The following is a 22,218-nucleotide window of genomic DNA, read 5'->3' as shown; positions in this document are numbered from 1 at the left end:
GCCAAAGGAGTAATGCATGTTCACAATACCCGCCCTATCACGGTCGCGAATATCCGTTCTTGTCACCATGCTGGGCGTGCTCACGCTGGGCGCGTGTGGTTCTGACATGCGGACCATGAATGACAGCCACATGCAAAAGCTGGCCTACTTCTTTGCCAATCACGAACCGGGTGAGCCCTTGCCACGCGGTTGGAGACGCCTTGATGGCGCAGAAATCAATTACCGTTTTGCAAACGAAACATATGCCGTCTATTCCATTGACGAAGACGAACAGCTTCTGGTCATGCATCTTTATGACAATGGCGAAGGCCGCCTTGAAGCCAATGATGATCGCGAAAGGTGCGTGTGGAACACCATGATGGATCAGCTGGCCATCGAATGCGATGACACCGATATGGAATGGCACATCTTTACCAATGGCCCGGACCTGATCGCACTTGATCTTGATGAAGATGAATATGCCATCTTGCGAAAACGCCCCGGTCGGTAAATTTGACCCGGTCGGGCCAGATATATGACCAACCCGTAACTCATCCCAAACAAAAGCGGGCTGCCCCTGGATAAGGGCAGCCCGCTTTGTTATCGGGGATGTGGAAGACGCCTAGGCGCGCAACGATCCACCTGTTGCCTTTTCAACCGCATCAACAACCTTTTTGCTGACCGCTTCAATTTCTTCGTCGGTCAGGGTTGCCTTGGTCGGCTGCAAGGTGATCGAGAAAGCGAGTGATTTCTTGCCATCTTCGATACCTTTGCCTGCATAAAGGTCAAAGATTGTAACCTCGGTGATCAGGTTACGGTCTGCACCACGCGCAGCCTTGATGATCGCCTCGGCCTTGACGTCGCTATCAAGCAGGAAGGCAAAGTCACGCTCGACCGACTGGAAGCTTGATGCGTTCAGGGATGGGCGGGCAGTGCCTTTTTTCTTTGGCATCGGAATGTTTTCAACAAACAGTTCGAACGCCACGACACGGCCTTTGACACCCAGCGCCTTGAGCACTTTGGGGTGCAGTTCACCGAAATAGCCAAGAACGTTTTTCGGACCCAGCTGCAGGGCCGCCGAACGACCCGGATGATACCAGGCCGGTGCACCTTCGGTGTTGACCTGAAGGTTTGCGGCATTGGTCCCAAGTGCATCAACCAGTGCTTCGACATCGGCCTTGACGTCAAAGACGTCAACGTCACGACGCGAACCGGTCCAGCTGCGCTGGGTGGTCGAACCTGCACGAAGGCCCGCCGCCACCAGACGCTGATCACCCGGCTGGTCACCAAAGAATTCCGGACCAACCTCAAACAGTGAAAGATCGGCAAAACCGCGAGCCTGATTGCGGCCGGCTGCTGCGATCATGTTGATCAGGGCGTTCGGACGCATGACATCCAGATCGGAACTGATCGGGTTGGCAAGGAACAGGCCTTCCTTGAGTTCGCCAAACAGTTTTGCCCAGCGTGAATCGGTGAAGGACCAGGTCACGGTTTCATAAAGACCACGCGACGCCAGAATGCGACGGGTCAGACCAACACGTTTCTGCATCGGTGACAGAGCCGGGACCGGAAGACTGGTTTCACGTTCAAGCGGAACAGTCGGGATTTTGTCATAACCGACGATACGCAGAACTTCCTCGACCAGATCGGCTTCACCGATGATGTCCGGACGCCAGGTCGGGGCAACAGCGGTAATGACCGGTGCCGAACCACTGACCTCAAAGCCAAGAGCGGTGAGGATTTCAATCGCGCGGTCGGCATCAACAGCAACACCGCCCAGCTCAAGAATCCGGTCGATCCGCAAATCAAAGGCATTGCGCGGATTGGGAACGTCGCCTGCCTTGACGACGTGGGAGACTTCACCCCCACAGATCTCGGTGATCAGATGGGTGGCAACTTCCATGCCCCATGCGACCGACTGCGGATCAACGCCACGCTCGAAACGATAGCGCGCATCGGAATTGACCTGAAGCTTGCGACCGGTTTTGGCGATGCTGATCGGGTCAAACAGTGCGCATTCGACGAAGACATTGACGGTTTCTTGAAGGCAACCGGTTTCTTCACCACCAATGATGCCACCGATGCCAAGTGCCTTTGCCTGATCGGCAATGACAACCATGGAATCGGAAAGCTCGTATTCCTTGTTATCAAGGGCAGCAAGCTTTTCACCGTCGGTCGCGTAACGAACATTGATGTCACCCGACAGTTTGTCGGCATCAAAAACGTGCAGCGGACGGCCAAGATCGTGGGTCACAAGATTAGTGATATCAACCAGCGCCGAAATCGGACGCAGGCCGATGGCCTCAAGACGGGCTTTGAGCCAATCCGGGCTTTCGCCATTTTTCACGCCACGAATATAGCGACCGTAGAATGCTGGAACTGCATTGTTTTCAGCGATCTCGCCGGAAATGGTGACGCCAATCGGGCTGTCAAACGAACCGGCAACCGCTTCCTGACGCGGATCGGCCTTAAGCGTGCCGATGCCTGCTGCTGCCAGATCGCGGGCAATACCGCGCACACCGGTGCAATCGGGACGGTTCGGGGTCAGGCCGATTTCAATGATCGGATCATCAGCACCGAGAACGCCTGCAACCGGCGCACCGATTTCTGCATCTTCGGGCAGTTCGATGATGCCGTCATGGTCTTCACCCAGGCAAAGCTCACGGGTGGAGCACATCATACCCTGGCTTTCGATGCCACGGATCTTGCCCGGCTTCAGCTTGGAACCATCAATCGGAATGATCGCGCCCGGCTGTGCCAAAGCAACCTTAAGACCCGTGCGCGCATTTGGCGCACCACAGACGACCTGGATGATCTTGTCACCGGTATTGACCCGGCACAGTTTCAGGCGGTCGGCATCCGGGTGCTGACCTGCTTCTTCGATATAGGCGACACGAATGTCAGCAAGAGCTGCTGCACGATCAGTGACATTTTCGATTTCAAGACCGATATCGGTCAGTTTTTCGGCAACCACCTTGATCGAAGCATCGGTATCAAGGTGCTGTTTCAGCCAATCAAGTGTGAATTTCATAATCTCAGCCCCTTACCATGTTCGGTACATCCAGCGGCACGAAACCATAATGTTTCAGCCAGCGCAGATCGGTATCGAAGAAGGTGCGAAGATCAGGAATGCCGTATTTCAGCATGGCGATACGTTCGATTCCCATACCAAAGGCAAAGCCCTGATATTCATTGGGGTCCAGACCACAAGCCGCCAAGACGCGCGGATGAACCATGCCGCAGCCCAGAATTTCGAGCCAGTCATCGCCTTCACCAATTTTCAGCTCGCCGCCCTTGCGCGAACAGCCGATATCCATTTCGGCACTCGGCTCGGTGAACGGGAAGAAGCTCGGGCGATAGCGCACCGGCACATCATCAAGTTCGAAATAGGTTTTGACGAACTCAAGCAGGCAGCCCTTCAGATGACCCATATGGGTTTTCTTGTCGATCACCAGACCTTCGACCTGATGGAACATCGGGGTATGTGTCATATCGCTATCGGAACGATAGGTGCGACCCGGCGCGATGATGCGGATCGGCGGAGTTTTGCTCTGCATGGTTCTGATCTGCACCGGCGAGGTATGGGTACGCAGCACAAGGCGCGAGCCATCTTCCTGTTCGGGCAGATAGAAGGTGTCCTGCATTTCACGCGCCGGATGTTCCGGCGGAATGTTAAGCGCAGTAAAGTTATGGAAGTCGTCTTCAACATCCGGCCCTTCGGCCAGAGCAAAGCCCATCTCGCCAAAGATCGAGACAATTTCATCAATCGTCTGGCTGATCGGATGAATACGGCCCGCCGTTTCATCCGGGCGCGATGACAGGGTGACGTCGATCCGTTCACCCGAAAGGCGTGCCTCAAGGGCCGCATCTTCGAGGGCGGTTTTGCGGGTGTCGATTGCGCCTGCTACCTGGTCTTTGACAAGGTTCAGCGTCTGACCAAATTCACGACGCTGATCCGGGTCCATCTTGCCAAGGTTTTTCATAAGGCCGGTAATACGGCCTTTCTTGCCAAGGGCGCTGATGCGGACTTCTTCAAGGGCAGCAAGATCAACTGCCTTTTCGACTTCCGACAGAACCTCTTCGCGCAATGCTTCGATGTTTTCCATAACTTCCGACGCTTTGGCTTGGGTTTAAAAATTACAAAAAGAAAGGGGACGGCCAATATGGCCGCCCCCGATCAAATCAGGCAAGTGCCGATTAAACCTTTTAACAAAGGTTTATTAGCCGAGTGCAGCCTGCGCCTGGGAAACCAGAGCTTTGAAAGCTTCCGGCTCACGTACTGCGATGTCAGCAAGCACCTTGCGGTCCAGTTCAACGCCAGCCTTTTTGAGGCCATTCATGAACTGCGAATAGCTCAGACCGTTCTCACGTGCGCCAGCGTTGATACGCTGGATCCAGAGCGAGCGGAACTGGCGTTTCTTAACGCGACGATCGCGGTATGCATACTGCAGACCTTTTTCCACAGCCTGAACGGCGGTGCGGAAAGTATTGTTGCGGCGACCGCGGTAACCCTTGGCAGCCTTAATAACCTTGCGGTGACGAGCGTGAGAAGTCACGCCCCCTTTTACACGAGCCATTTAACTCTCCTTCAACCTTAACCGTACGGCAGGAATTTTTTGACGATGCGGGCATCTGCGTCACAGAGGATCTCCGTGCCACGAGCCTGGCGCTTCATCTTGGTCGGTTTCGCAGTCAGAAGGTGGCGCTTGTTTGCCACGTTGTGACGGACCTTCCCGCTTGCAGTCAGGCGAAAGCGTTTTTTCGCACTCGATTTAGTCTTCATCTTGGGCATTTTTCTATCCTTGCATAAGCAATGAAAACGAAATCCCCTTCGGCGGCTGGGCATGCCCTGAAGGACCATTACAGTTCTTCCAGCCTCACCACCTGTTTTGGGGACGGGTGGTTATAGACTCCGGGATAGCCTTTTTCAAGGGCCAATTCGCCCCTTTCCCCTTGCATTTTGCGGCCCAGACCCGCCATTGTGCCTTTGTCTGGCATATTTGCCTGTCCGCCCGCATCCCGGTTTCAGCTATCTGACTGATCACATGTCACAAATTACGTCTATCATTCTGCCATTCTTTGCCCTGATCGGCCTTGGCTGGCTCGGCGGGAAATTCAGGATCGTCACGCCTGAAGGCATGCGTGGCATCAACGGGTTCGTCTTTTATTTTGCCCTGCCCGCCCTGTTGTTCCGCGCCCTTGCCACCCGTACACCGGCTGAAATCTGGCAACCTGACATCCTTTTGGCCTATGGCGGGGCAACACTGGTTGTTTATGGCCTGACCCGACTGGTTGCCGCCAAATTCTTTGATCTCGACCCAACCAGTCAGACACTGTTTTCCTTTGCCGGAACCATGTCCAATGTCGGCTTTATGGGCTTGCCGCTGATTATCGGTTTGCTGGGCCCCGAGGCCACCGTGCCCCTGATTGTGGCCCTTGCCTTTGACTTGATTGTGATGCTGTCACTTTCGCTTCTTTTACTTGAGGGTGCAAAACATGCGCAGGGCAGAAACTCCCTTGGCAAAATCATTCGCGGAACGCTGACCAATCCGGTCGTTCTGGCCATTATTGCAGGCGTGATTGCCAGTTTGCTTGACCTCAGCTGGCCCGAGGGCGTCGACTATCTGCTTGAATTGCTTGGTCGAAGTGCGGGACCGGCGGCACTCTTTGCCATTGGCGTTGCCCTTGTCGGTCGCCCGATTGCCGAAAAACGGGCAGAGCTTGCTGCAATGTCGATTGCCAAACTGGTGATCCATCCGCTGATTGTTTTTATCGGATTCTATCTGGTCGGGACCGTGACCGGCCTTGAAGCCAAAGCTGTTTTCCTGCTTGCGGCCCTGCCAACAGCGGGCAATGTCTTTGTCGTTGCGACGACTTATGACCGGTATATCGTACGCAGTTCATCGATTGTGCTGGTAACGACAGCCCTTGGTGTCATCACCTTTTCGATCTTCTCGCTGTATATCGATCCGATTATTGCATTGCTTGACAGCGTTGCCCCCTGAACCACAGAAAAGGCGCGACGCTCAAAACTGTCACGACCCGCTCCGCTTGGTCGCGACACAATTTTATTTTGCTGATCGCATCGGAAATTGTCGCTTGGCCGTGAAAAACAGCTAAACAGCCGTTTTAATAGTATGTGCGCGGCCGATCCATTTCTCGATTCGGCTCATCAGTTTTTCACGGTTAATCGGCTTGAGAACGAAGTCATTGCCACCTGCGGCAACACCGCCACGCAAGTCTTCTTCGCCCTGACGGGCGGTGACATAAATGATCGCACAGGCCAGATCGGGGAAATGGGTCCGCACATTAAGTGCGGTTTCAAACCCGTTCATGTCAGGCATCATGATATCCATCAGAATGATGCGAGGACGTTTGGTCTTCAAAAGTTTGAGAAGATCCTTGCCAGAGGAAACACCCTGAAACGTGAACCCGCCGCTCTCGACGATTCGTTTCAGCAAGACCAGACTTTTCGGGTCATCGTCGACACCAACGATCAGAAGATCATTTCCTGCTGGCATGGCATTCCCTCTTTGGCTTGGACCTTTTGGGGCAGAACGGCAAAACGCCGCGTCTTAACGCGGCGCCAGCACCATAATCATAATACGGCCTTCCATCTTTGGCATCATTTCCGGTTTTGCGAGGTCTTCAAGATCCCCCGAAAAACGCTGCAACATGCCAAGACCGAGATCCTGGTGAGCCATTTCACGTCCGCGGAAGCGCAACGTAACTTTCACCTTATCTCCACCGCCAAGAAACTTCTGCGCAGCACGCAGTTTGACATTGTAGTCATGGGTATCGATGTTCGGACGGAGCTTGATCTCCTTGACCTCGATAACCTTCTGTTTCTTTTTGGCCTCGTTCTGCTTCTTGCTTTGTTCGTATTTGAACTTGCCGTAGTCGATCAGCTTGCACACAGGCGGTTCGGCATTGGGCGCAACTTCGACCAGGTCGAGTCCGACTTCCGCTGCCATTTCAATGCCTTCACGCACCGTCATCGGCTCCGACATATTGCCTTCGGCGTCGACAACACAGATGGAACGGGCTTTGATATCCTCATTGACGCGCGGACCTTCCTTGGTCGGCTGCATCGGTTTGCGTGGTCGTGCTATGGATAATCTCCTATGGTAATCAAACAAATCGGTCAGAAACAGAAACGACGAAATACACTGCTTGATCAAACAGTGTTTTCGTTCCAACCTGACCTAGCATATCCGCATGCGTTCAGAAAGCAATGTTTTTAGGCAATTACACTGGTCGCAAAGCGCCATTTTCCGGGCCTTTCATTCAGGAGCACCAATAACGCCACCCGCACCGATTTCCTAATCGGTCAGATCAAGGCGGCGCCGGACTTCATCCATCACCCGCTTTACGGTCAACTGCCGCAGATCGCTCTCGCGAATAACACTTACCGCGTCTTTCCCGATCCCGCGTGGCGCGCTGAGTTTCGGATCGGATTCGTTCGAAAACAGCACGATCGAAGGTGCAGCTGCGGCGGCTGCGATATGCATCGGCCCGGTATCATTCCCGATTGCCAGAACCGACCGCGCTGCAAGTGATGCAATCTCAAGGAAACCGGTACGCCCCATCAGATTGCGGGCCTTTGGGCACATCTGATCAATCTTGTTGAGCACCTCGGCTTCCTTATCGGTTCCAATCAGAACCGGCGTCAGGCGATAATCGGCAAGTTTCTTGGCCAGAAGACCAAAACGTTCGGCAGGCCAGCGTTTTGCCGGACGATGTGGTGCACCGCCCGGACAAATCAAAACAAACGGGCTTCGAATGCCGAACCGTTCCAGATCAATATCCGGTCCTTCAAGGTAAGGAGCCGGCACATCCTTGATACCTGCATCCAGAAGTTGCTCCGCCATGCGGTCAATTGAATGCATGGAATCACGATGCGGATTGGCGTGGGGATGCGAACATCCCCGGGCAATACCCGACCATTCCGGCTTCGGGCCCGGCCAGAACAGTTTGTAATAAAAGCCGCTGCGATCTGACGTTTGAAGATCATACACCCGGTCAAACTTGCCATTCCGCAGAAACCGCCGCAGCGCAAGAACTTCGCGCGGCTGGCTCAACTTGGGACGACGATCAATCGCAATCGAATCAAAATAACCACTCGCCTTCATCAGATCGACATAGGGACGCGTGGTCAGAACGGTAATATGCGCATCCGGATGGGCTGCACGAATTGCCGCAAACGGCCCCATCGCCAGAACAACGTCTCCAAGCGCGGACAGTTTGATCACAAGGATACGCTGGCGGGGCAGGTCTGCAGCTTGGAGAGAGCTTTCATCTTCGATGACCGACATCGGAGTTTCCTGTTCGCTTTCGATTTTCTGGTCGGTCATACCGCGTTCCTGATAACGCGCTTGAGCGCCTTGGCATAAACACGCAAGGTTCTTTCTGCCATTTGTTCGAGCGAGAATTCCTCGATCACGTGATTGCGGCCCTTGGTGGCAAGGATCGCCCGTTTTTCCGGAGTCAAGCTAAGAACCTGAATAAGGGCACGCGACAGCTGATCAACTTCATTCGGACTCACCAGCCAGCCGGTTTCACCGGGCAGCACCGTTTCCATCGCACCACCATGTGCGGTTGAAACCACCGGTCGTCCCATTGCCTGTGCTTCGGATGGAATGCGCCCGAATGCTTCCGGCTCAATTGACGGACAAGCCACAACATCGGCCAGCATATAAGCTGCAGGCATATCAGCACAGTGATCGACGATATGGACAACATCCTCGAGACCAAGCTTGCGGGTAAGCTGCAACAGTTCTTCTCGATACGCCGTACGCCCCTGATCCGATCCGACAATCAGACAACGCACCTTGCGGTGTCCCAGTTCTTCAAGAACAGCTGGTAATGCCCGAATAAGAAAAATTTGCCCCTTCCAGCGTGTCAACCTGCCCGGCAGCATGATCACATATTCTTCACCGTTCAGACGCCATTGGGTCGAAAGGGCTATCAACCGTTCCTGGCTGACATTTTCCGGATTGAAAAGATCGATATTCGTACCGCGTGGAACGATGTTGAGGCGCTCCGGGTCAACCTTGTAATATTTGTTGATGTGATTGGCGATATGCTTGGAAATCGCAATCACCTGATCACCCATGGTCATGATTGCGTTGTAGCGACGCTTGAACGGGTTGTTGTGTCCTGAATAGGTACCATGGAAGGTTGTCACAAACGGAATACCCGTCTTGCGCGCAGCGAAATAGGCACTCCAGGCCGGGGCACGTGACCGGGCATGAATAATATCAACGCCTTCTTCGCGAATCAGCTTGACCAGCGCATCGATATTACGGCGCATGACCAGAATATTCTTTGATTTTAACGGCAGAGTGATGTGTTTCGCACCAAAACGCGCCAGCTCGCGTTCCAGACGGCCGCCCTGGGACGCCACAAGTGCCTTGCCACCGCCATCAACAATGGCACGTGCAATATCGACAGTTCCGCGTTCCACACCACCGGCATCAAGTTCGGGCAGCACCTGCAAGATCACGGCAGGACGATAGTCCCCGTCTTGCGCTTGGGGCTCGGTTCGATAGACTGTTTCTGTCATTACTTCTGACGCGCTCATGCAACTCCAACCATCAACACCCAAGGATTCCGCCCCGGATGACCCATGACATGCCGACGCCACAGCGTAAAAAGCCCGAATATCTTAACCGGACTGACGGTTTGAAAATCGCATACCATCACGTACCGGGCAAGCCATCTGACGTACAGGCGCCTGATACTCCCGGGGTTATGTTCCTTGGTGGCTTCATGTCGGACATGACCGGCACCAAGGCAACCCATCTTGAAGCGCACTGCATTCGGCAGGGGGTGGCTTATACCCGCTTTGACTATTCCGGTCACGGACAATCGTCGGGTAAATTTGCCGATGGAACAATTGGTAAATGGGCCAGTGATGCCATTGCCGTTCTTGACGAAATCACATCCGGACCACAAATCCTTGTCGGTTCATCCATGGGTGGATGGATCATGCTTTTGGCAGCCCTTGCCCGCAAAGAACGGATAGCAGGACTTGTTGGCATCGCAGCCGCACCTGATTTCACCGAAGACCTGATGTGGGCGCAATTTAGCGACGATCAGAAAAAAGTGATCATGGAAAAAGGGGCATTGATCGAGCCAACAGAATATGGCGACGATCCCTATACCATCACCCGCGCCCTGATCGAAGACGGGCGCGAGCAGCTGTTACTGCGCAAACCGATTGATCTTGCCTGCCCGGTACGCTTGGTACAGGGAATGCAGGATCCTGATGTCCCCTGGCAGACAGCCATTCGCCTGACAGAGGCGCTGGCAACAGATGACGTTCGGGTCGATCTGATCAAGTCAGGAGATCACCGCCTGTCTGAACCCGACCAGCTTGATGTCATCACCAAGCATCTTGATGAAATGATTGCAAAGACAGCAGGCTAGCCTGCTGTCCTCTCAGATTGAAAGTGTTTGGCAACCAGATCAGGCGAGAACAACGTTCTCGTCCCTGATTTCCACCGCGACCGGTTCAAGTGCATCCCCCGTGCAAGGACCAGACACACATTCCCCGTCTTCGATCCGGAACCGCGCACCGTGGGTGGAACAGATGATTTCCTCACCGAAATCGCTGATGAATTCATCAGGCTCCATATCAAGCGGCACACCGATATGCGGGCAACTGTTTAGATAGCCGAAAACATCACTCCCGCTTCGAACCACAAAAATGCCGGTTCCGCCAAGATTGATGCCCTTGGCTCCGGTGGCATCAAGATCACGCAACGCACATAAAACCGTGCCGGATTCTGCAAGACTGGTCACGGTGCAACCCCGCCCATTTCACAAATCGCAGCCCATGACGCATCATCAATCGGCATCACAGAGAGACGCGATTGTTTAAGCAATGACAATTCGGCAAAACGCGGATCAGCCTTGATATCGGCAAGGCTGACCGGCGTCTTCAGCGGCTCGACCGTCTTGAAATCGACCTGGACAAATTTGCCGGTGGCATCGCCTGGATCGGGATAGAATTCGCGCACCACTTCAACAATGCCGACAATGCGTTTTTCATTTACCGAATGATAAAAGAACGCCTTGTCTCCGATCTTCATGGTGCGCAAGTTCTTGGCAGCCTGATGATTGCGAACTCCATCCCAGCCTTCGACATCCTTCCTGACCTGGTCGTCCCACGACCAGCTTCCCGGTTCGGTTTTTACCAGCCAGTATGCCATGGCTCAGAACACCTTCTTGAACGGGCGAATGACTACGGATTCAAACAGACCCGCCTTGGCATAGGGATCATTGGCGGCAAATTCGCGAGCATCCTCGATTTTATCAAACTCGATGATAAAGACCGAACCGTTCATGCCTTCCATATCAGGATCAAGGGTCGGACCGGCCGCCACGATACGTTCGGCAAAACCGCCTTTGATATAGGCCAGATGGTCTTCGCGATTGGCTTTGCGAACATCAAGATGACCGGGCTTATCAACACAACGGATATAGAAATGCATGGACTGTTTCCTGCTTCTTTATGGGATCAATGACCATAAAGTGACAGAACAACACGACATTCTCAAGCCGAACCAATCGGCAATAACCTGCTTATGAACAAGGGGCTGACAGAAATCAGCCGTTACTTTCAAGCTCGTCACGGAACGGACGCTGCAAGAGGGCATTAATCGTGCTGCGCAGATCCGCATCATGGTTTGCCACCTGATCAACAGCCGCACAAATCGGCATCTCCACACCATATTTGGCGGCCACTGCAGTAATCGAGGCTGCGGTATGAACACCTTCGGTCACAGATCGGCGTTCAGAGAGAATATCCTGCGCCTTACGACCTTCGCCAAGTGCGACACCAAAAGTGTAATTGCGCGAAAGTGTCCCCGTACAGGTCAGGGTCAGGTCACCAAGGCCGGCCAAGCCCATCATGGTTTCAACCCGACCACCCATGGCGACAGCCAGACGTGACATTTCGGCAATCCCGCGGGTAATCAGGGCCGCACGCGCATTATCGCCAAGCTTCAGGCCCGCCACAACGCCACTTGCAATCGCAAGAACGTTCTTGATCGCGCCTGCCACTTCAACACCGGCCACATCAGTACTGAAATAGGGACGGAATTCCGGCGTACCAATCAGATCGACCAGACGTTTGCCCAAAACACGATCCTCACAGGCAAGTGTAATGGCCGCTGGTAACCCGACTGCAACTTCCTGGGCAAATGTCGGGCCCGACAAAACAGCAACCGGCACATTGCCAAGCGTCTCATTGACCACCTGCGCCATCAGCGCACCGGTTTCCTTTTCAATTCCCTTGCAGCAAATCACCGCCGGAAGCTCGTCTGGCCAATGGGCGGCAAAGCGTGTCAGGGTTTCGCGCAAATGCTGCGCCGGGGTTACCAGAAGTACCGCATCGGAGTCCCGAATGCCGTCATAGTTTGTGGTTGCCCGCAATGCACCGGGCAACTGGACACCGGGCAAATAAAGATCATTCTCGCCGTTTTTGTTGATCCGGTCGGCAAGATCAGGATTACGCAAAATCAGTTCGACATCTTCGCCAGCCCGCACTGCCTGTACGGCAAGGGCCGTTCCCCAGGCACCGCCACCAACAACTGTAATGCGCTTTTTCATGATCATTGTTCCGGCAAAAGTGAAGTCGTTCTGGATGGTCGCAGACTTGCGCGATTGTCCCTATGCCTTGACCCCGGCACCGGGACGCTTGGGTGCCTCGGGGTCGAGCGGCCAGCGCGGACGTGGTTTGAAATCAAGATCGTCGCGCTCGCCCAGACGGAACCGTTCCAACCCGGCCCAGGCAATCATCGCGGCATTATCGGTACAAAGATCAAGCGGTGGGGCAACAAGCGTCATCCCTGCCTGATCTGTGAGTTCGGTCAGGCGTGTGCGCAGATATTTGTTCGCAGCAACCCCGCCCGCAAGAACCATGGTCTTGCCTGCCGGATAGTCGCGCATGAATTCAAACACCGCATTGCGCGCCCGATCAATAAGGGTATCGCCGACTGCGCGCTGGAAGGATGCGGCAAGATCGGCTTTGACTTCTTCGGTCTGTTGTTCGACCGGGAAACCGTCAAGATAGGTTCGAACTGCTGTTTTCAGGCCCGAGAACGAGAAATCACATCCCGGACGACCACGTAACGGACGCGGCAAGCCAAACCGGTTCGGATCACCTTTCGCAGCAATCTTTTCCAGTGCCGGTCCACCGGGATAACCCAATCCCATCATCTTGGCGGTTTTATCAAATGCCTCGCCAACCGCGTCATCAATGGTGGTGCCGATGCGCTTGTATTTGCCAACACCCTCGACAATCAGAACCTGACAATGCCCTCCTGAAACCAGAAGCAGCAGATACGGGAAAGCCACATCATCGGTCAGACGAACCGTAAGCGTATGACCTTCAAGATGATTAACCGCAAGGAACGGTTTCTGCGCGGCAAAGGCAATCGCCTTGGCGGTCATGGTGCCAACCATCACCCCGCCAATCAGGCCCGGACCACCGGTACAGGCCACCGCATCAAGATCATCAAATTCGACACCGGCATCATCCATCGCCTCGGCAACCAGACGATCAAGATGTTCAAGATGCGCGCGTGCGGCAATTTCGGGCACAACCCCGCCATAGGGACGATGATCGTCAAGCTGGGACAAAACACGGTTTGCCAGAATTTCGCGCTTGTCATTGACGACAGCAGCGGCCGTTTCATCACAGCTTGTTTCGATACCAAGTACGATCATGTGTTTGATCCGCTTATGCAGGTCTGCCGACAGGTTCGGCAATCGGAATCCATAATATGTCTGGCGATGATGTAGCGGAAACTTTGTGTTCTTTCCACCCCCGACGGGCGCAAGTGCCATATGCAGTTATCGCGCTTCACGCATGACCAGACCAATTGTTCCCGACAATCATCCTTTGGCATCCTTTGCCCGCACTGGACATAAGTCAATGAAACCGCCGGGAAATGCACTAGGATCAACCGTATCACATATGTGATTTTTCGGGGTTTGAACCACCGCCAACCCTTGTTTTTAAACGATTTTAAGACTAAGACTTCAGCCATGACAGATACAGCTAAACTTCGCATCGGTACCCGTGGTTCTCCCTTGGCACTCGCCCAGGCACACGAGGTACGTGACAAACTGGCAAAGGCCCATCCGGAACTTTCCGCCGAGGGGGCCATTGCCATTACCGTGATCACCACGACCGGCGACAAGATACTTGACCGGGCCTTGTCTGAAATCGGTGGCAAGGGCCTGTTCACCAAGGAAATCGATGACGCCCTGATGGGCGGCGAAATTGATCTGGCCGTGCACAGCATGAAGGACGTTCCGACAGTTCTTCCTGATGGCATGATCCTGCCAACCATTCTGCCACGTGAAGATGTCCGCGATGCGTTTATTTCGCTGAAATATAAAAGCTTTGCTGAAATGCCGGCTGGCTCTGTCATCGGATCGGCGTCCCTGCGCCGTCAGGCGATGATCCTCAATAAATATCCCGATCTGAAAGTCGTGACATTCCGTGGCAATGTTCAGACCCGTTTGCGCAAACTGGGCGAGGAACAGGTTGATGCCACCCTGCTTGCAATGGCTGGCCTGAACCGGTTGGGACAGCCCGAAATTGCCACCGCACCAATTGCCGAAGACGATATGCTGCCCGCCGTCGCACAGGGCGCCATCGGCATCACCATTCGCCAAACCGATACGCAAACCAGAGAATGGCTTGACGCATTACATTGCGAAAAATCTGCCATCCGCGTTGCTGCCGAACGTGCAGCCCTTAAGGCCCTCGATGGTTCGTGCCGCACCCCTATTGCAGCACTGGCAGAGTTTAATGATGATGGCAGCCTGCGTTTGCGCGTTGCAATTGTCCGTCCCGATGGGAGCGAACGACTTGATACCGAACGCCTGATCGCCAAGCCGGATATAGACAGTGCCGCCGCGGCCGGAACTGATGCCGGTGAAGAACTGAAACAGCGTGGTGGGCCAGACTTTATTTCGGCCTGACCCCGGCAATGACGGGAAAGCAGATGGGACCCTTGGTGTTAAATACCCGGCCCGAAACCGATTCTGCCGACCTTTTGGCCGCGCTTGAAACACGCGGCTTTCGTCATTTATCGGCACCGATGCTTGCCATCTCTTTTCCGGCAACCGACACGCCGTTTGATATCAGCCCCTATCAGGCACTGATATTCACCTCCGCGAATGGCGTTCGTGCCTTTGACCGGCTGACCAATGATCGCAGCCTGCCTGCGCTTTGCGTCGGGGATGCAACCGCGCGCATGTGTCGGGAACTTGGCTTTGCCACGGTTCAATCCGCCAATGGTGACATTCACGATCTGGCTGCACTCATTCGCCAAAAAATTGATCCGTCATCCGGGCCGCTTTTTCATCCAGCCGCTCGCAAGACTGCCGGTGATCTGGGCGAGATGTTGCGCAATGACGGATTTCAGATCGACCGGCAGACCGTCTATGAAGCAATCGCCAGTGACGAACTTTCGCCTGATGTGCTGACTGCACTTCGCCATCATCATATTGACGTCATTTTATTTTTCTCTCCCCGCACTGCGGAAACCTTTGTTAAGCTTGTGCACAGCTATAAGCTTGAAGATGATTTGTCAGGCGTGAGTGCAATTTGCCTCAGTCCGGCGGTGCAATCGAAGATCTCAGACCTTACATGGCATAGAACGTACGTTGCATCACAACCGACACAAGAATACCTTCTTTCCTTATTAGGGTCCGTCGTAACGGCTTGCCGTACCTGACGCCGTTCTGGGAATAACCGCAAACTGCAATGGTCCGATCGTGAAAACACCAGAAACGCCAAAAACCAACGCTTCCACCAAATCGACCGAAACGGAAAAGCCGTCCGAAACCATTTCCGTTGATAGCAAGGGAAATGCCAGCCCGGCCCCCAAAAAGGCGGATGCAGCCCCCGCAGCAAAGTCCGGTATGTCGACTGATACCGGTGCAAAAAAGCCCGATACGGATAAAAAGCCGGCCTCTGATCCAAAACAGGATGGCGCAAAATCCGCAGCGGAACCGGTAGCACCTCTGAAACGCAAGGGTGCTGGCGGCAAGGCGCTGGTTCTGTTCGTTCTGATCATTGTCGGGGCTTTGGCAGCAGGCTGGCTTACACGCGCAATCTGGTGGCGCGATGCCCAGCCGCATCTGGCGCAATATGTGCCCGATGAAATTCTTGCTGAAATTGCCCCGGACGGCTTTGATGCAGATAATCCGTCAAACAATGACGTCACCGTCACCAACGCACCGGTCCCCGAAAGCAATCAGGACACTTCAAACGCCATTCCGGCACCAAGTGAAGATGCCACCATGGCAGAAAAGGGCGACGGCGAAGTCACGACGGGCGATACGCTTCCCGGCGTTACGGAAACGGATTCCCAAATCGCGGACAGTACAACACTCCCCGATGGTGCCGTTGTCCTTGACCCGGACCTGACCGAACGTCTGTCGCGCCTTGAAGGCACGATCAATGCCCTGCGCGAACGCCTTAACAGCGAACGTGGCGATACGCTGAACAATACGGTCGCCCGCCGCATGGCCGAAATCGAAACCCGTACGGCACCGATTGAAGAACTGGCCCGCGTTGAAAGCGAACTTGCCGGTGTCGCCAATGAAATGCGCGAACTCTCGGCCCGCCTTTCGACCATGGAAGAAGAAGTCCGTGCAACCACAGGCCTGCGTGTTGAAAGCCGCGGACAGGCAATTGCCATGGCTGTGACCATCCTGCGTGATGCGCTTCAGCGCGGTGGACCATTCATGATTGCCCTTAATCAGCTTGAACGCAGTGCCGGGGATGATGCGCTCATTCTCGAACAGATCGAAACCCTGAAACCGCTAGCCGAACAGGGCGCACCGACCATCGAAAAACTGCGTCAGTCCTTCCCGGTCATGGCACAGGATGCGGTTGCAGCCGCAACTGATGATCATTCGGGCAGTGTTCTGGATGCGACATGGGCCAATATCAAGAAACTGGTCCCGATCCGTCGCGTTGACGCCGCCGGGGAAGAATCCCTTGAAGGCCGTCTTGTTCTGGCAGAAAACGCCCTGGCACAGGATGACCTTGATGGCGCAGTCGCAGCCCTTCAGGGTGTTGAGGGCGAACATGCCCAGGCCGCTGTCAGCGACTGGCTGAGTGCGGCGGAACATCGTCAAACCCTGAACGCGGCCATCGCGACCTTAAGCGCCCACGCCATCGGCCTTCTGACCGGGGCGGAGGGCAGCCAATGATCCGTCTTCTGACCTTTATCCTCATCACCGCTGCGCTGGTTTTCTGCACCGTCTGGTTTGCTGATAATCCCGGCAATATGACGATTGTCTGGCTGGGTTATCGCTTTGACGGGTCAATCGGCATGGTTGCACTCGGCCTTCTTGCCCTGACTGTTGTGCTGGTTCTGGCATGGCGCGGCTGGACAATGATTGCCAATTCGCCGGGCTGGATCGGGCGTCTTCTGGGCAGTCGCCGCCGCAAAAAAGGCCAGCAGGCATTGACCATGGGCCTGCTTGAACTGGCATCGGGTGATGTGCGTCAGGCGCTTAAACATACCCGTGCGGTTGATCGTTACCTTGAAGACGATACGCTGACGCGCCTGTTGACCGCACAGGCCGCCGAGCTTGATGGCAATAACGATGCCGCCAAACGCCAGTTCGAAGCGATGCTTGAAAAACCGGACTCGGCATTCTTTGGCCTGCGCGGTCTGTTGCAACTGGCCCTTAAGGCCGATGATCGCGAAGCCGCCCTTGACTATGCCGAACGCGCCCATCGTTTGCGCCCGCGCAACCCGGCTGTGATAGTCACGCTGTTTGATCTGCTGCTGACATCGCGTCGGTGGGATCGAGCGCTTAGCCTTCTTGTTGATGCACAAAAGGCATCTGTTTTCGGTGAACAGGAACTCACCCGCCGCCGTGCGCTATTGATCACGGCCAAGGCCGAAGACGCAATTGCGGCCAGTGAAAATGCCGAGGCCATCAAACTTCTGCGCAAGGCACTGAATGCTTCGGCTGATTTTACCGGGGCTGCCGTGCTGCTGGCCGGTCTTTATCGCGATATCAAACAGGATGCCAAGGCCCGCGAAGTCGTCACGCAAAGCTGGCGGGTTGCCCCGTCGGCCGCACTTGGCGCGATTTACCGTGAAACCCTGACCGGCAATCCGCTGGCACAGGTGAAATCGGTCGAAAAGCTGGTTGCGACCAATCCCGACCATGTCGAAAGCCAAATCGTTCTGGCCGAAGCTGCCCTTGAAGCCGACCTTTGGGGAATTGCCCGCAGCAATCTTGAAAAGGCCATGGCAACCAAGGCCGAAGCCCGCCATTACCGTCTTCTGGCCGATCTGGAATTGCGCGAAAATCAGGATGGTGCGAAGGCCCGTGACCTTCTGATCAAGGCAAGCCACGCCAACCCCGATCCCGATTGGCGGTGCGGAGCCTGTGGTGCGGAAACAGATCGCTGGGTGGTGTCCTGCCCGTCCTGTCATTCATTTGGCAGTGTCGATTGGCGTGCACCACTGCGCGTCCATCAGGACCCGGCAGCCAAGCCTGCAACTGACGCAACAAATTCCAAAGAACCTGTTGCGATTGAGCAGGATGGTACCCTTATTGATCACAGTAACGATGATGACGCCGCGACAACCGGGCAGCCATCAAAGGGCAGTCAACCCGCGCTATAATCATCGCAAACCGACCTAAAACAAAACCCCGGGGAAATCCCCGGGGTTTTTCAGTTTGGTCTCAAGCGCGCCTAGTGGCGGAAGTGACGCATGCCGGTAAAGACCATGGCAATGTCATGTTCATCCGCTGCGGCAATGACTTCTTCATCCCGCATGGAACCACCCGGCTGGATCACTGCCGTTGCACCGGCCTTGACCGCAGCCAGAAGACCATCGGCAAACGGGAAGAACGCATCGGACGATACGACCGAACCCTTGGTCCGCAGATCAGCTTCACCGGCATTCTTGCCAGCTTCTTCTGCTTTCCAGGCGGCAATGCGCGAGCTGTCAACGCGGCTCATCTGACCGGCACCAACACCAACCGTCTTGCCGTCTTTGACATAGACGATGGCGTTTGATTTGACGTGCTTGCCAACGCGGAAGGCAAACAGAAGATCATCAAGCTCCGCCTCAGTCGGCTTGCGCTTGGTGACAACTTTCAGCTCGTCACGTTTAACACGACCGGCATCGCGGTTCTGAAGCAGATAGCCGCCCGCCAGCGAACGCAGGGTCATGTCTTCGCCTTCCGGATCGGCCATGCCACCGGTCACCAGCAAACGCAGGTTTTTCTTGGCGGCCAGAACTTCCTTGGCCGCATCATCTGCGTCCGGGCAAATCACGACTTCAGCAAACAGCTTGGCGATTTCTTCGGCGGTTTCTTTGTCCAGGGTACGGTTAACCGCGATGATGCCACCAAATGCTGAAACCGGATCACAAGACAGCGCCTTGTTATAGGCTTCGATCAGGGTCGCACCCTCGGCAACGCCGCACGGGTTGGCGTGCTTGATGATCGCCACCGCCGGTTTTTCGTCAAACTCGGAAACCAGTTCAAACGCGGCATCGGTGTCGTTCAGGTTGTTGAACGACAGTTCCTTGCCCTGAAGCTGGGTCGCGGTTGCCACACCCGGACGGTTTTTACCGTTGGTATAGAACGCGGCCTGCTGATGGGGGTTTTCACCATAACGCAGGGTCTGTTTCAGTTCGGCTGAAACATTAAGACGCTGCGGGAAGGTTTCACCAAGCTGACCGGCAAACCAGGTTGAAATGGCCGAGTCATAGGCACCAGTCCGGGCAAAGGCCTTGGCAGCCAGAACACGGCGGGTTTCTGCGGTGGTTGCACCGTTATTTTCTGACATTTCCGCAACAACGCGGGCGTAATCAGACGGGTCAACAACAACCGTGACCGATTCATGGTTTTTGGCCGCCGAGCGGATCATGCTCGGTCCGCCGATATCGATATTTTCGATGCAGGTGTCAAAATCGGCACCCTTGGCAACGGTTTCTTCGAACGGATAAAGGTTCACGCAAACCAGATCGATCGGGGAAATGTCGTTATCTTTCATCGCCTGCATGTGGCTGGAAAGAGAACGGCGGCCCAGAAGGCCGCCGTGAATCTTCGGATGAAGAGTCTTGACACGACCGTCCATGATTTCGGGAAAACCGGTGTGATCGGCAACTTCCTTGACCGGAATACCAGCAGCTTCAATCGCCTTGGCGGAGCCGCCAGTCGACAGGATTTCAACGCCCTGTTCATGAAGGGATTTGGCAAATTCGACCAGACCGGTCTTGTCGGAAACGGAAATAAGCGCGCGCGCAATACGAGCAGTCATTGGGTTCGCTTTCATGCATCAATGTGATGAAGGTTGCGGACCCATTGATGATATATCGGCCCTCAAAGCATCATCTTGCATCTCTGCTCGTGCATGCGAACCTGACAATGTTGCGGGCAAGACCGGCCTTTTAACGGGACCAGAATGATGTCATTCCGGTCCGGGCCGACACATGATCAATGAGTCCGAACCATGTTTCGCGCGGAGCTTTACCATGTGCAGCGCAAAATGTGGACCCCGAATTCTTGCATGGCGGCTTTTAACAAAGCCGCCACCTGAGCCAAGTACCCGTAACGAAAACGGGGTGGCACTCTGGCCACCCCGCTTCATTCTTGCCAAGTTCAGGATCAGGCAACGTTTTTCTGAACCCCAAGGGTTTCAAGGGCTGCTTCAAGCGATGCCTTCTCGTGGGCGGCATAAAGGGCCAGCTCATCGGCAACCGGCGCGCCAAGGCATTGCTCGAACACGTCCTGATTGGATTGTTCGGCATAGTTTTTCTGTTCGTCACTGCCAAGATTCGACTGGAAGATGCCCGCCGCACTGACCGGCAGGAAGTCTTCGTAAATGATCGGATCGGCACGCAGATATCCCTGATCGACCAGATCATTCACCGACGCTTCAAGATCAACATTTTCCACCGCATTGCGACCAGCCTTGGTCACGCTATAGCGGAAGAATGCCAGTTTCTCGACGCGGAGTGTCTCGTAATCATCGGGGAAGGCCGCAAAACGTTCTGCCAGTTCGGTTTCATAGTCCCGCGCATTCGATCCGCCCGCACTGACCTGAACCGCATGACGGACAGATGCCAAAAGGGTGTCATAAAGCTTGCGTCCCTCGGCGGTCAGGGCAATCCCGCGCTGCTCGATCTCGCCAAAACGTGCGGTATGGGTACCAGCCGTCCCCTTTGCGCTGCCACCAACGAAATAGACCTGTTCTTCAAGCGCCTTGAAGCTGGTCTGACGCAGAAGGATCGGGCAATTGCGGGTGGGCGGGCCTTCAACAATGGCCTTGGGCGATATGCCGCGTTTGGGCATATCCCGCTGAACCGCATCGATATCAAGGGTTCGCGGGGTCAGGTGATTGATATGCGGCCCCTTGAAGCAGACAACATCGGCAATCAGACGATGGGCATCATGAAGCTTCTGATAGGTTTCAAGCGAAACCGTCGCATCACTGTGCCAGCGGAATGTTTCCAGTGCCTCGGCAACAAACTGTTCGGCCTGAATGCGATCAAGACCGCCATTCTTTTCTGCCAGATAAATCAGTTTCAGCGCGTCCGGGGTAAAGATTTCGCGCTCCGCTAGGATCGCTTCGGCCTCGGTGCGAAGGCCTTCATCCTCGATCAGTTCAAGACGCAGAAGGGATGTGAAAACACGAAACGGATTACGGCGCAGGGCTTCGTCATCAATCGGGCGAAAGGCCGTTGAATGCACCGGAACACCTGCCACCGACAGATCGTAATAGCCAACCGGATGCATGCCCATCACCGCAAACAGGCGGCGCATGTTAAACAGCTCTTCGGGTTTACCCAGACGGATCGCGCCATGACGTTCAAGATCAATACGATCAAGCTCGTCATTATGAGCAAGACCGTCTCGGAGCTCCGGATCGGCTGAGAGCTTTTGCCGATTGATGTCAGAAACCAGCTCCATCAGCGTGCCATATTGCGGCACCTCTGCGCGATACATGTCCGACATCGCACTGGAAAACATCGAACGGATTTCATCAGGATGGACAAATGCGTTTGCCGACATGTGGGCCTCCAAAAGACGGATCGTGCAAGAAACCGGAATGGCCAAACGCCTCGGTCATTCCAATTTGTCATTCTGAACGCAAGATATTGTCCGCTTTTGGCAATGACAAACGACAATTCCGCACGAGTTCATTCACCCACGGAATGAATATCA

General features: G+C 54.7%; 22 protein-coding genes. 7 read left to right on the top strand and 15 right to left on the bottom strand.

Annotated features, from left to right (window positions below; all coding sequences use genetic code 11):
• Positions 1 to 16 precede the first annotated feature (16 nt).
• Positions 17 to 490, top strand: a complete 474-nt coding sequence (locus WA318_RS02815) for a hypothetical protein (RefSeq protein ID WP_114096560.1) — start codon at positions 17 to 19, stop codon at positions 488 to 490.
• A 111-nt stretch (positions 491 to 601) separates the two neighbouring features.
• Here WA318_RS02815 and pheT read toward each other — a convergent pair whose 3' ends face one another.
• From pheT to rpmI, 4 genes are all read right to left on the bottom strand, one after another.
• Positions 602 to 3,010 carry a phenylalanine--tRNA ligase subunit beta gene (pheT, locus tag WA318_RS02810; protein WP_114096559.1) on the bottom strand — a complete coding sequence of 803 codons (2,409 nt, stop codon included), beginning with the start codon at positions 3,008 to 3,010 and terminating at the stop codon, positions 602 to 604.
• Between the two features lie 4 nt (positions 3,011 to 3,014).
• Positions 3,015 to 4,085: a phenylalanine--tRNA ligase subunit alpha gene (gene pheS, locus WA318_RS02805; RefSeq protein ID WP_114096558.1), complete on the bottom strand. Its 1,071-nt coding sequence runs from the start codon at positions 4,083 to 4,085 to the stop codon at positions 3,015 to 3,017.
• A gap of 114 nt (positions 4,086 to 4,199) precedes the next feature.
• Positions 4,200 to 4,556: a 50S ribosomal protein L20 gene (rplT, locus tag WA318_RS02800; RefSeq protein WP_114096557.1), complete on the bottom strand. Its 357-nt coding sequence runs from the start codon at positions 4,554 to 4,556 to the stop codon at positions 4,200 to 4,202.
• Positions 4,557 to 4,573: 17 nt separating this feature from the next.
• Positions 4,574 to 4,771, bottom strand: a complete 198-nt coding sequence (gene rpmI, locus WA318_RS02795; protein ID WP_044829755.1) for a 50S ribosomal protein L35 — start codon at positions 4,769 to 4,771, stop codon at positions 4,574 to 4,576.
• A gap of 253 nt (positions 4,772 to 5,024) precedes the next feature.
• Between rpmI and WA318_RS02790 the strand changes: the two genes are divergently transcribed.
• Positions 5,025 to 5,984, top strand: a complete 960-nt coding sequence (locus tag WA318_RS02790) for an AEC family transporter (protein WP_336079914.1) — start codon at positions 5,025 to 5,027, stop codon at positions 5,982 to 5,984.
• A gap of 111 nt (positions 5,985 to 6,095) precedes the next feature.
• On the opposite strand, the gene WA318_RS02785 is transcribed toward WA318_RS02790, so the two are convergent.
• The 4 genes from WA318_RS02785 to WA318_RS02770 all read right to left on the bottom strand — a co-directional run bounded on the left by WA318_RS02785 (position 6,096) and on the right by WA318_RS02770 (position 9,544).
• Entirely contained in the window at positions 6,096 to 6,500 is a 405-nt protein-coding gene (locus WA318_RS02785) for a response regulator (RefSeq protein WP_114096555.1), read from the bottom strand.
• A 54-nt stretch (positions 6,501 to 6,554) separates the two neighbouring features.
• A complete protein-coding gene (infC, locus tag WA318_RS02780) occupies positions 6,555 to 7,070 on the bottom strand; it encodes a translation initiation factor IF-3 (RefSeq protein ID WP_114096554.1) in 516 nt (171 codons plus the stop codon).
• A 231-nt stretch (positions 7,071 to 7,301) separates the two neighbouring features.
• Positions 7,302 to 8,294 (bottom strand): glycosyltransferase family 9 protein, encoded by a 993-nt coding sequence (locus WA318_RS02775; protein ID WP_443082635.1) that lies wholly within the window; start codon positions 8,292 to 8,294, stop codon positions 7,302 to 7,304.
• A 35-nt stretch (positions 8,295 to 8,329) separates the two neighbouring features.
• A complete protein-coding gene (locus WA318_RS02770; RefSeq protein WP_336079912.1) occupies positions 8,330 to 9,544 on the bottom strand; it encodes a glycosyltransferase family 4 protein in 1,215 nt (404 codons plus the stop codon).
• 56 nt (positions 9,545 to 9,600) lie between these two features.
• Here WA318_RS02770 and WA318_RS02765 point away from each other — a divergent pair, with 56 nt between their 5' ends.
• A complete protein-coding gene (locus WA318_RS02765; RefSeq protein WP_114096551.1) occupies positions 9,601 to 10,410 on the top strand; it encodes an alpha/beta fold hydrolase in 810 nt (269 codons plus the stop codon).
• Positions 10,411 to 10,449: 39 nt separating this feature from the next.
• Here WA318_RS02765 and WA318_RS02760 read toward each other — a convergent pair whose 3' ends face one another.
• From WA318_RS02760 to tsaD, 5 genes are all read right to left on the bottom strand, one after another.
• Complete coding sequence (locus WA318_RS02760; protein ID WP_336079911.1) at positions 10,450 to 10,785, bottom strand: Rieske (2Fe-2S) protein; 336 nt, start codon at positions 10,783 to 10,785, stop codon at positions 10,450 to 10,452.
• A complete protein-coding gene (locus WA318_RS02755; protein WP_336079910.1) occupies positions 10,782 to 11,195 on the bottom strand; it encodes an EVE domain-containing protein in 414 nt (137 codons plus the stop codon). Before WA318_RS02755 ends, WA318_RS02760 begins: the two co-directional genes overlap by 4 nt.
• 3 nt (positions 11,196 to 11,198) lie before the next feature.
• The gene (locus WA318_RS02750; protein ID WP_114096548.1) at positions 11,199 to 11,477 is read right to left on the bottom strand and encodes a YciI family protein; all 279 of its coding nucleotides are present in this window, start codon (positions 11,475 to 11,477) and stop codon (positions 11,199 to 11,201) included.
• Positions 11,478 to 11,592: 115 nt separating this feature from the next.
• Positions 11,593 to 12,597 (bottom strand): NAD(P)H-dependent glycerol-3-phosphate dehydrogenase, encoded by a 1,005-nt coding sequence (locus WA318_RS02745; RefSeq protein ID WP_114096884.1) that lies wholly within the window; start codon positions 12,595 to 12,597, stop codon positions 11,593 to 11,595.
• Between the two features lie 60 nt (positions 12,598 to 12,657).
• Complete coding sequence (tsaD, locus tag WA318_RS02740; RefSeq protein ID WP_336079909.1) at positions 12,658 to 13,716, bottom strand: tRNA (adenosine(37)-N6)-threonylcarbamoyltransferase complex transferase subunit TsaD; 1,059 nt, start codon at positions 13,714 to 13,716, stop codon at positions 12,658 to 12,660.
• A gap of 321 nt (positions 13,717 to 14,037) precedes the next feature.
• On the opposite strand from tsaD, the gene hemC reads away from it, so the two are divergent.
• The 4 genes from hemC to WA318_RS02720 are packed head-to-tail and all read left to right on the top strand — an operon-like array spanning position 14,038 to position 18,662.
• Entirely contained in the window at positions 14,038 to 14,982 is a 945-nt protein-coding gene (hemC, locus tag WA318_RS02735) for a hydroxymethylbilane synthase (protein WP_336079908.1), read from the top strand.
• Between the two features lie 23 nt (positions 14,983 to 15,005).
• The gene (locus WA318_RS02730) at positions 15,006 to 15,740 is read left to right on the top strand and encodes a uroporphyrinogen-III synthase (protein ID WP_114096882.1); all 735 of its coding nucleotides are present in this window, start codon (positions 15,006 to 15,008) and stop codon (positions 15,738 to 15,740) included.
• A gap of 40 nt (positions 15,741 to 15,780) precedes the next feature.
• On the top strand, positions 15,781 to 17,226 hold the full coding sequence (locus WA318_RS02725; protein WP_336079907.1) for a COG4223 family protein: 1,446 nt from the start codon (positions 15,781 to 15,783) through the stop codon (positions 17,224 to 17,226).
• Complete coding sequence (locus tag WA318_RS02720; RefSeq protein ID WP_336079906.1) at positions 17,223 to 18,662, top strand: heme biosynthesis protein HemY; 1,440 nt, start codon at positions 17,223 to 17,225, stop codon at positions 18,660 to 18,662. The genes WA318_RS02725 and WA318_RS02720 overlap by 4 nt, the downstream gene beginning before the upstream one ends.
• A gap of 71 nt (positions 18,663 to 18,733) precedes the next feature.
• Here the strand turns inward: WA318_RS02720 and purH are convergent, their stop codons facing one another.
• A complete protein-coding gene (gene purH, locus WA318_RS02715; RefSeq protein ID WP_336079905.1) occupies positions 18,734 to 20,311 on the bottom strand; it encodes a bifunctional phosphoribosylaminoimidazolecarboxamide formyltransferase/IMP cyclohydrolase in 1,578 nt (525 codons plus the stop codon).
• Between the two features lie 347 nt (positions 20,312 to 20,658).
• A complete protein-coding gene (gene hglS / locus WA318_RS02710; protein WP_336079904.1) occupies positions 20,659 to 22,065 on the bottom strand; it encodes a 2-oxoadipate dioxygenase/decarboxylase HglS in 1,407 nt (468 codons plus the stop codon).
• Positions 22,066 to 22,218 lie beyond the last annotated feature (153 nt).

This window comes from Thalassospira sp. CH_XMU1448-2 (assembly GCF_037027285.1).
Taxonomy (GTDB): domain Bacteria; phylum Pseudomonadota; class Alphaproteobacteria; order Rhodospirillales; family Thalassospiraceae; genus Thalassospira; species Thalassospira profundimaris_C.
Note: the sequence above shows the minus strand (reverse complement) of the source record. Positions and strands in the feature narration are given on the sequence as shown.

What these genes read in the sequence shown, in the direction of transcription:
- WA318_RS02815 (WP_114096560.1), top strand. Translation starts at nt 17, where the DNA reads ATGTTCACAATACCCGCCCTATCACGGTCGCGAATATCCGTTCTTGTC.
- pheT (WP_114096559.1), bottom strand. Translation starts at nt 3,010, where the DNA reads ATGAAATTCACACTTGATTGGCTGAAACAGCACCTTGATACCGATGCT.
- pheS (WP_114096558.1), bottom strand. Translation starts at nt 4,085, where the DNA reads ATGGAAAACATCGAAGCATTGCGCGAAGAGGTTCTGTCGGAAGTCGAA.
- rplT (WP_114096557.1), bottom strand. Translation starts at nt 4,556, where the DNA reads ATGGCTCGTGTAAAAGGGGGCGTGACTTCTCACGCTCGTCACCGCAAG.
- rpmI (WP_044829755.1), bottom strand. Translation starts at nt 4,771, where the DNA reads ATGCCCAAGATGAAGACTAAATCGAGTGCGAAAAAACGCTTTCGCCTG.
- WA318_RS02790 (WP_336079914.1), top strand. Translation starts at nt 5,025, where the DNA reads ATGTCACAAATTACGTCTATCATTCTGCCATTCTTTGCCCTGATCGGC.
- WA318_RS02785 (WP_114096555.1), bottom strand. Translation starts at nt 6,500, where the DNA reads ATGCCAGCAGGAAATGATCTTCTGATCGTTGGTGTCGACGATGACCCG.
- infC (WP_114096554.1), bottom strand. Translation starts at nt 7,070, where the DNA reads ATGCAGCCGACCAAGGAAGGTCCGCGCGTCAATGAGGATATCAAAGCC.
- WA318_RS02775 (WP_443082635.1), bottom strand. Translation starts at nt 8,294, where the DNA reads ATGTCGGTCATCGAAGATGAAAGCTCTCTCCAAGCTGCAGACCTGCCC.
- WA318_RS02770 (WP_336079912.1), bottom strand. Translation starts at nt 9,544, where the DNA reads ATGACAGAAACAGTCTATCGAACCGAGCCCCAAGCGCAAGACGGGGAC.
- WA318_RS02765 (WP_114096551.1), top strand. Translation starts at nt 9,601, where the DNA reads ATGACCCATGACATGCCGACGCCACAGCGTAAAAAGCCCGAATATCTT.
- WA318_RS02755 (WP_336079910.1), bottom strand. Translation starts at nt 11,195, where the DNA reads ATGGCATACTGGCTGGTAAAAACCGAACCGGGAAGCTGGTCGTGGGAC.
- WA318_RS02750 (WP_114096548.1), bottom strand. Translation starts at nt 11,477, where the DNA reads ATGCATTTCTATATCCGTTGTGTTGATAAGCCCGGTCATCTTGATGTT.
- WA318_RS02745 (WP_114096884.1), bottom strand. Translation starts at nt 12,597, where the DNA reads ATGAAAAAGCGCATTACAGTTGTTGGTGGCGGTGCCTGGGGAACGGCC.
- tsaD (WP_336079909.1), bottom strand. Translation starts at nt 13,716, where the DNA reads ATGATCGTACTTGGTATCGAAACAAGCTGTGATGAAACGGCCGCTGCT.
- hemC (WP_336079908.1), top strand. Translation starts at nt 14,038, where the DNA reads ATGACAGATACAGCTAAACTTCGCATCGGTACCCGTGGTTCTCCCTTG.
- WA318_RS02730 (WP_114096882.1), top strand. Translation starts at nt 15,006, where the DNA reads ATGGGACCCTTGGTGTTAAATACCCGGCCCGAAACCGATTCTGCCGAC.
- WA318_RS02720 (WP_336079906.1), top strand. Translation starts at nt 17,223, where the DNA reads ATGATCCGTCTTCTGACCTTTATCCTCATCACCGCTGCGCTGGTTTTC.
- purH (WP_336079905.1), bottom strand. Translation starts at nt 20,311, where the DNA reads ATGACTGCTCGTATTGCGCGCGCGCTTATTTCCGTTTCCGACAAGACC.
- hglS (WP_336079904.1), bottom strand. Translation starts at nt 22,065, where the DNA reads ATGTCGGCAAACGCATTTGTCCATCCTGATGAAATCCGTTCGATGTTT.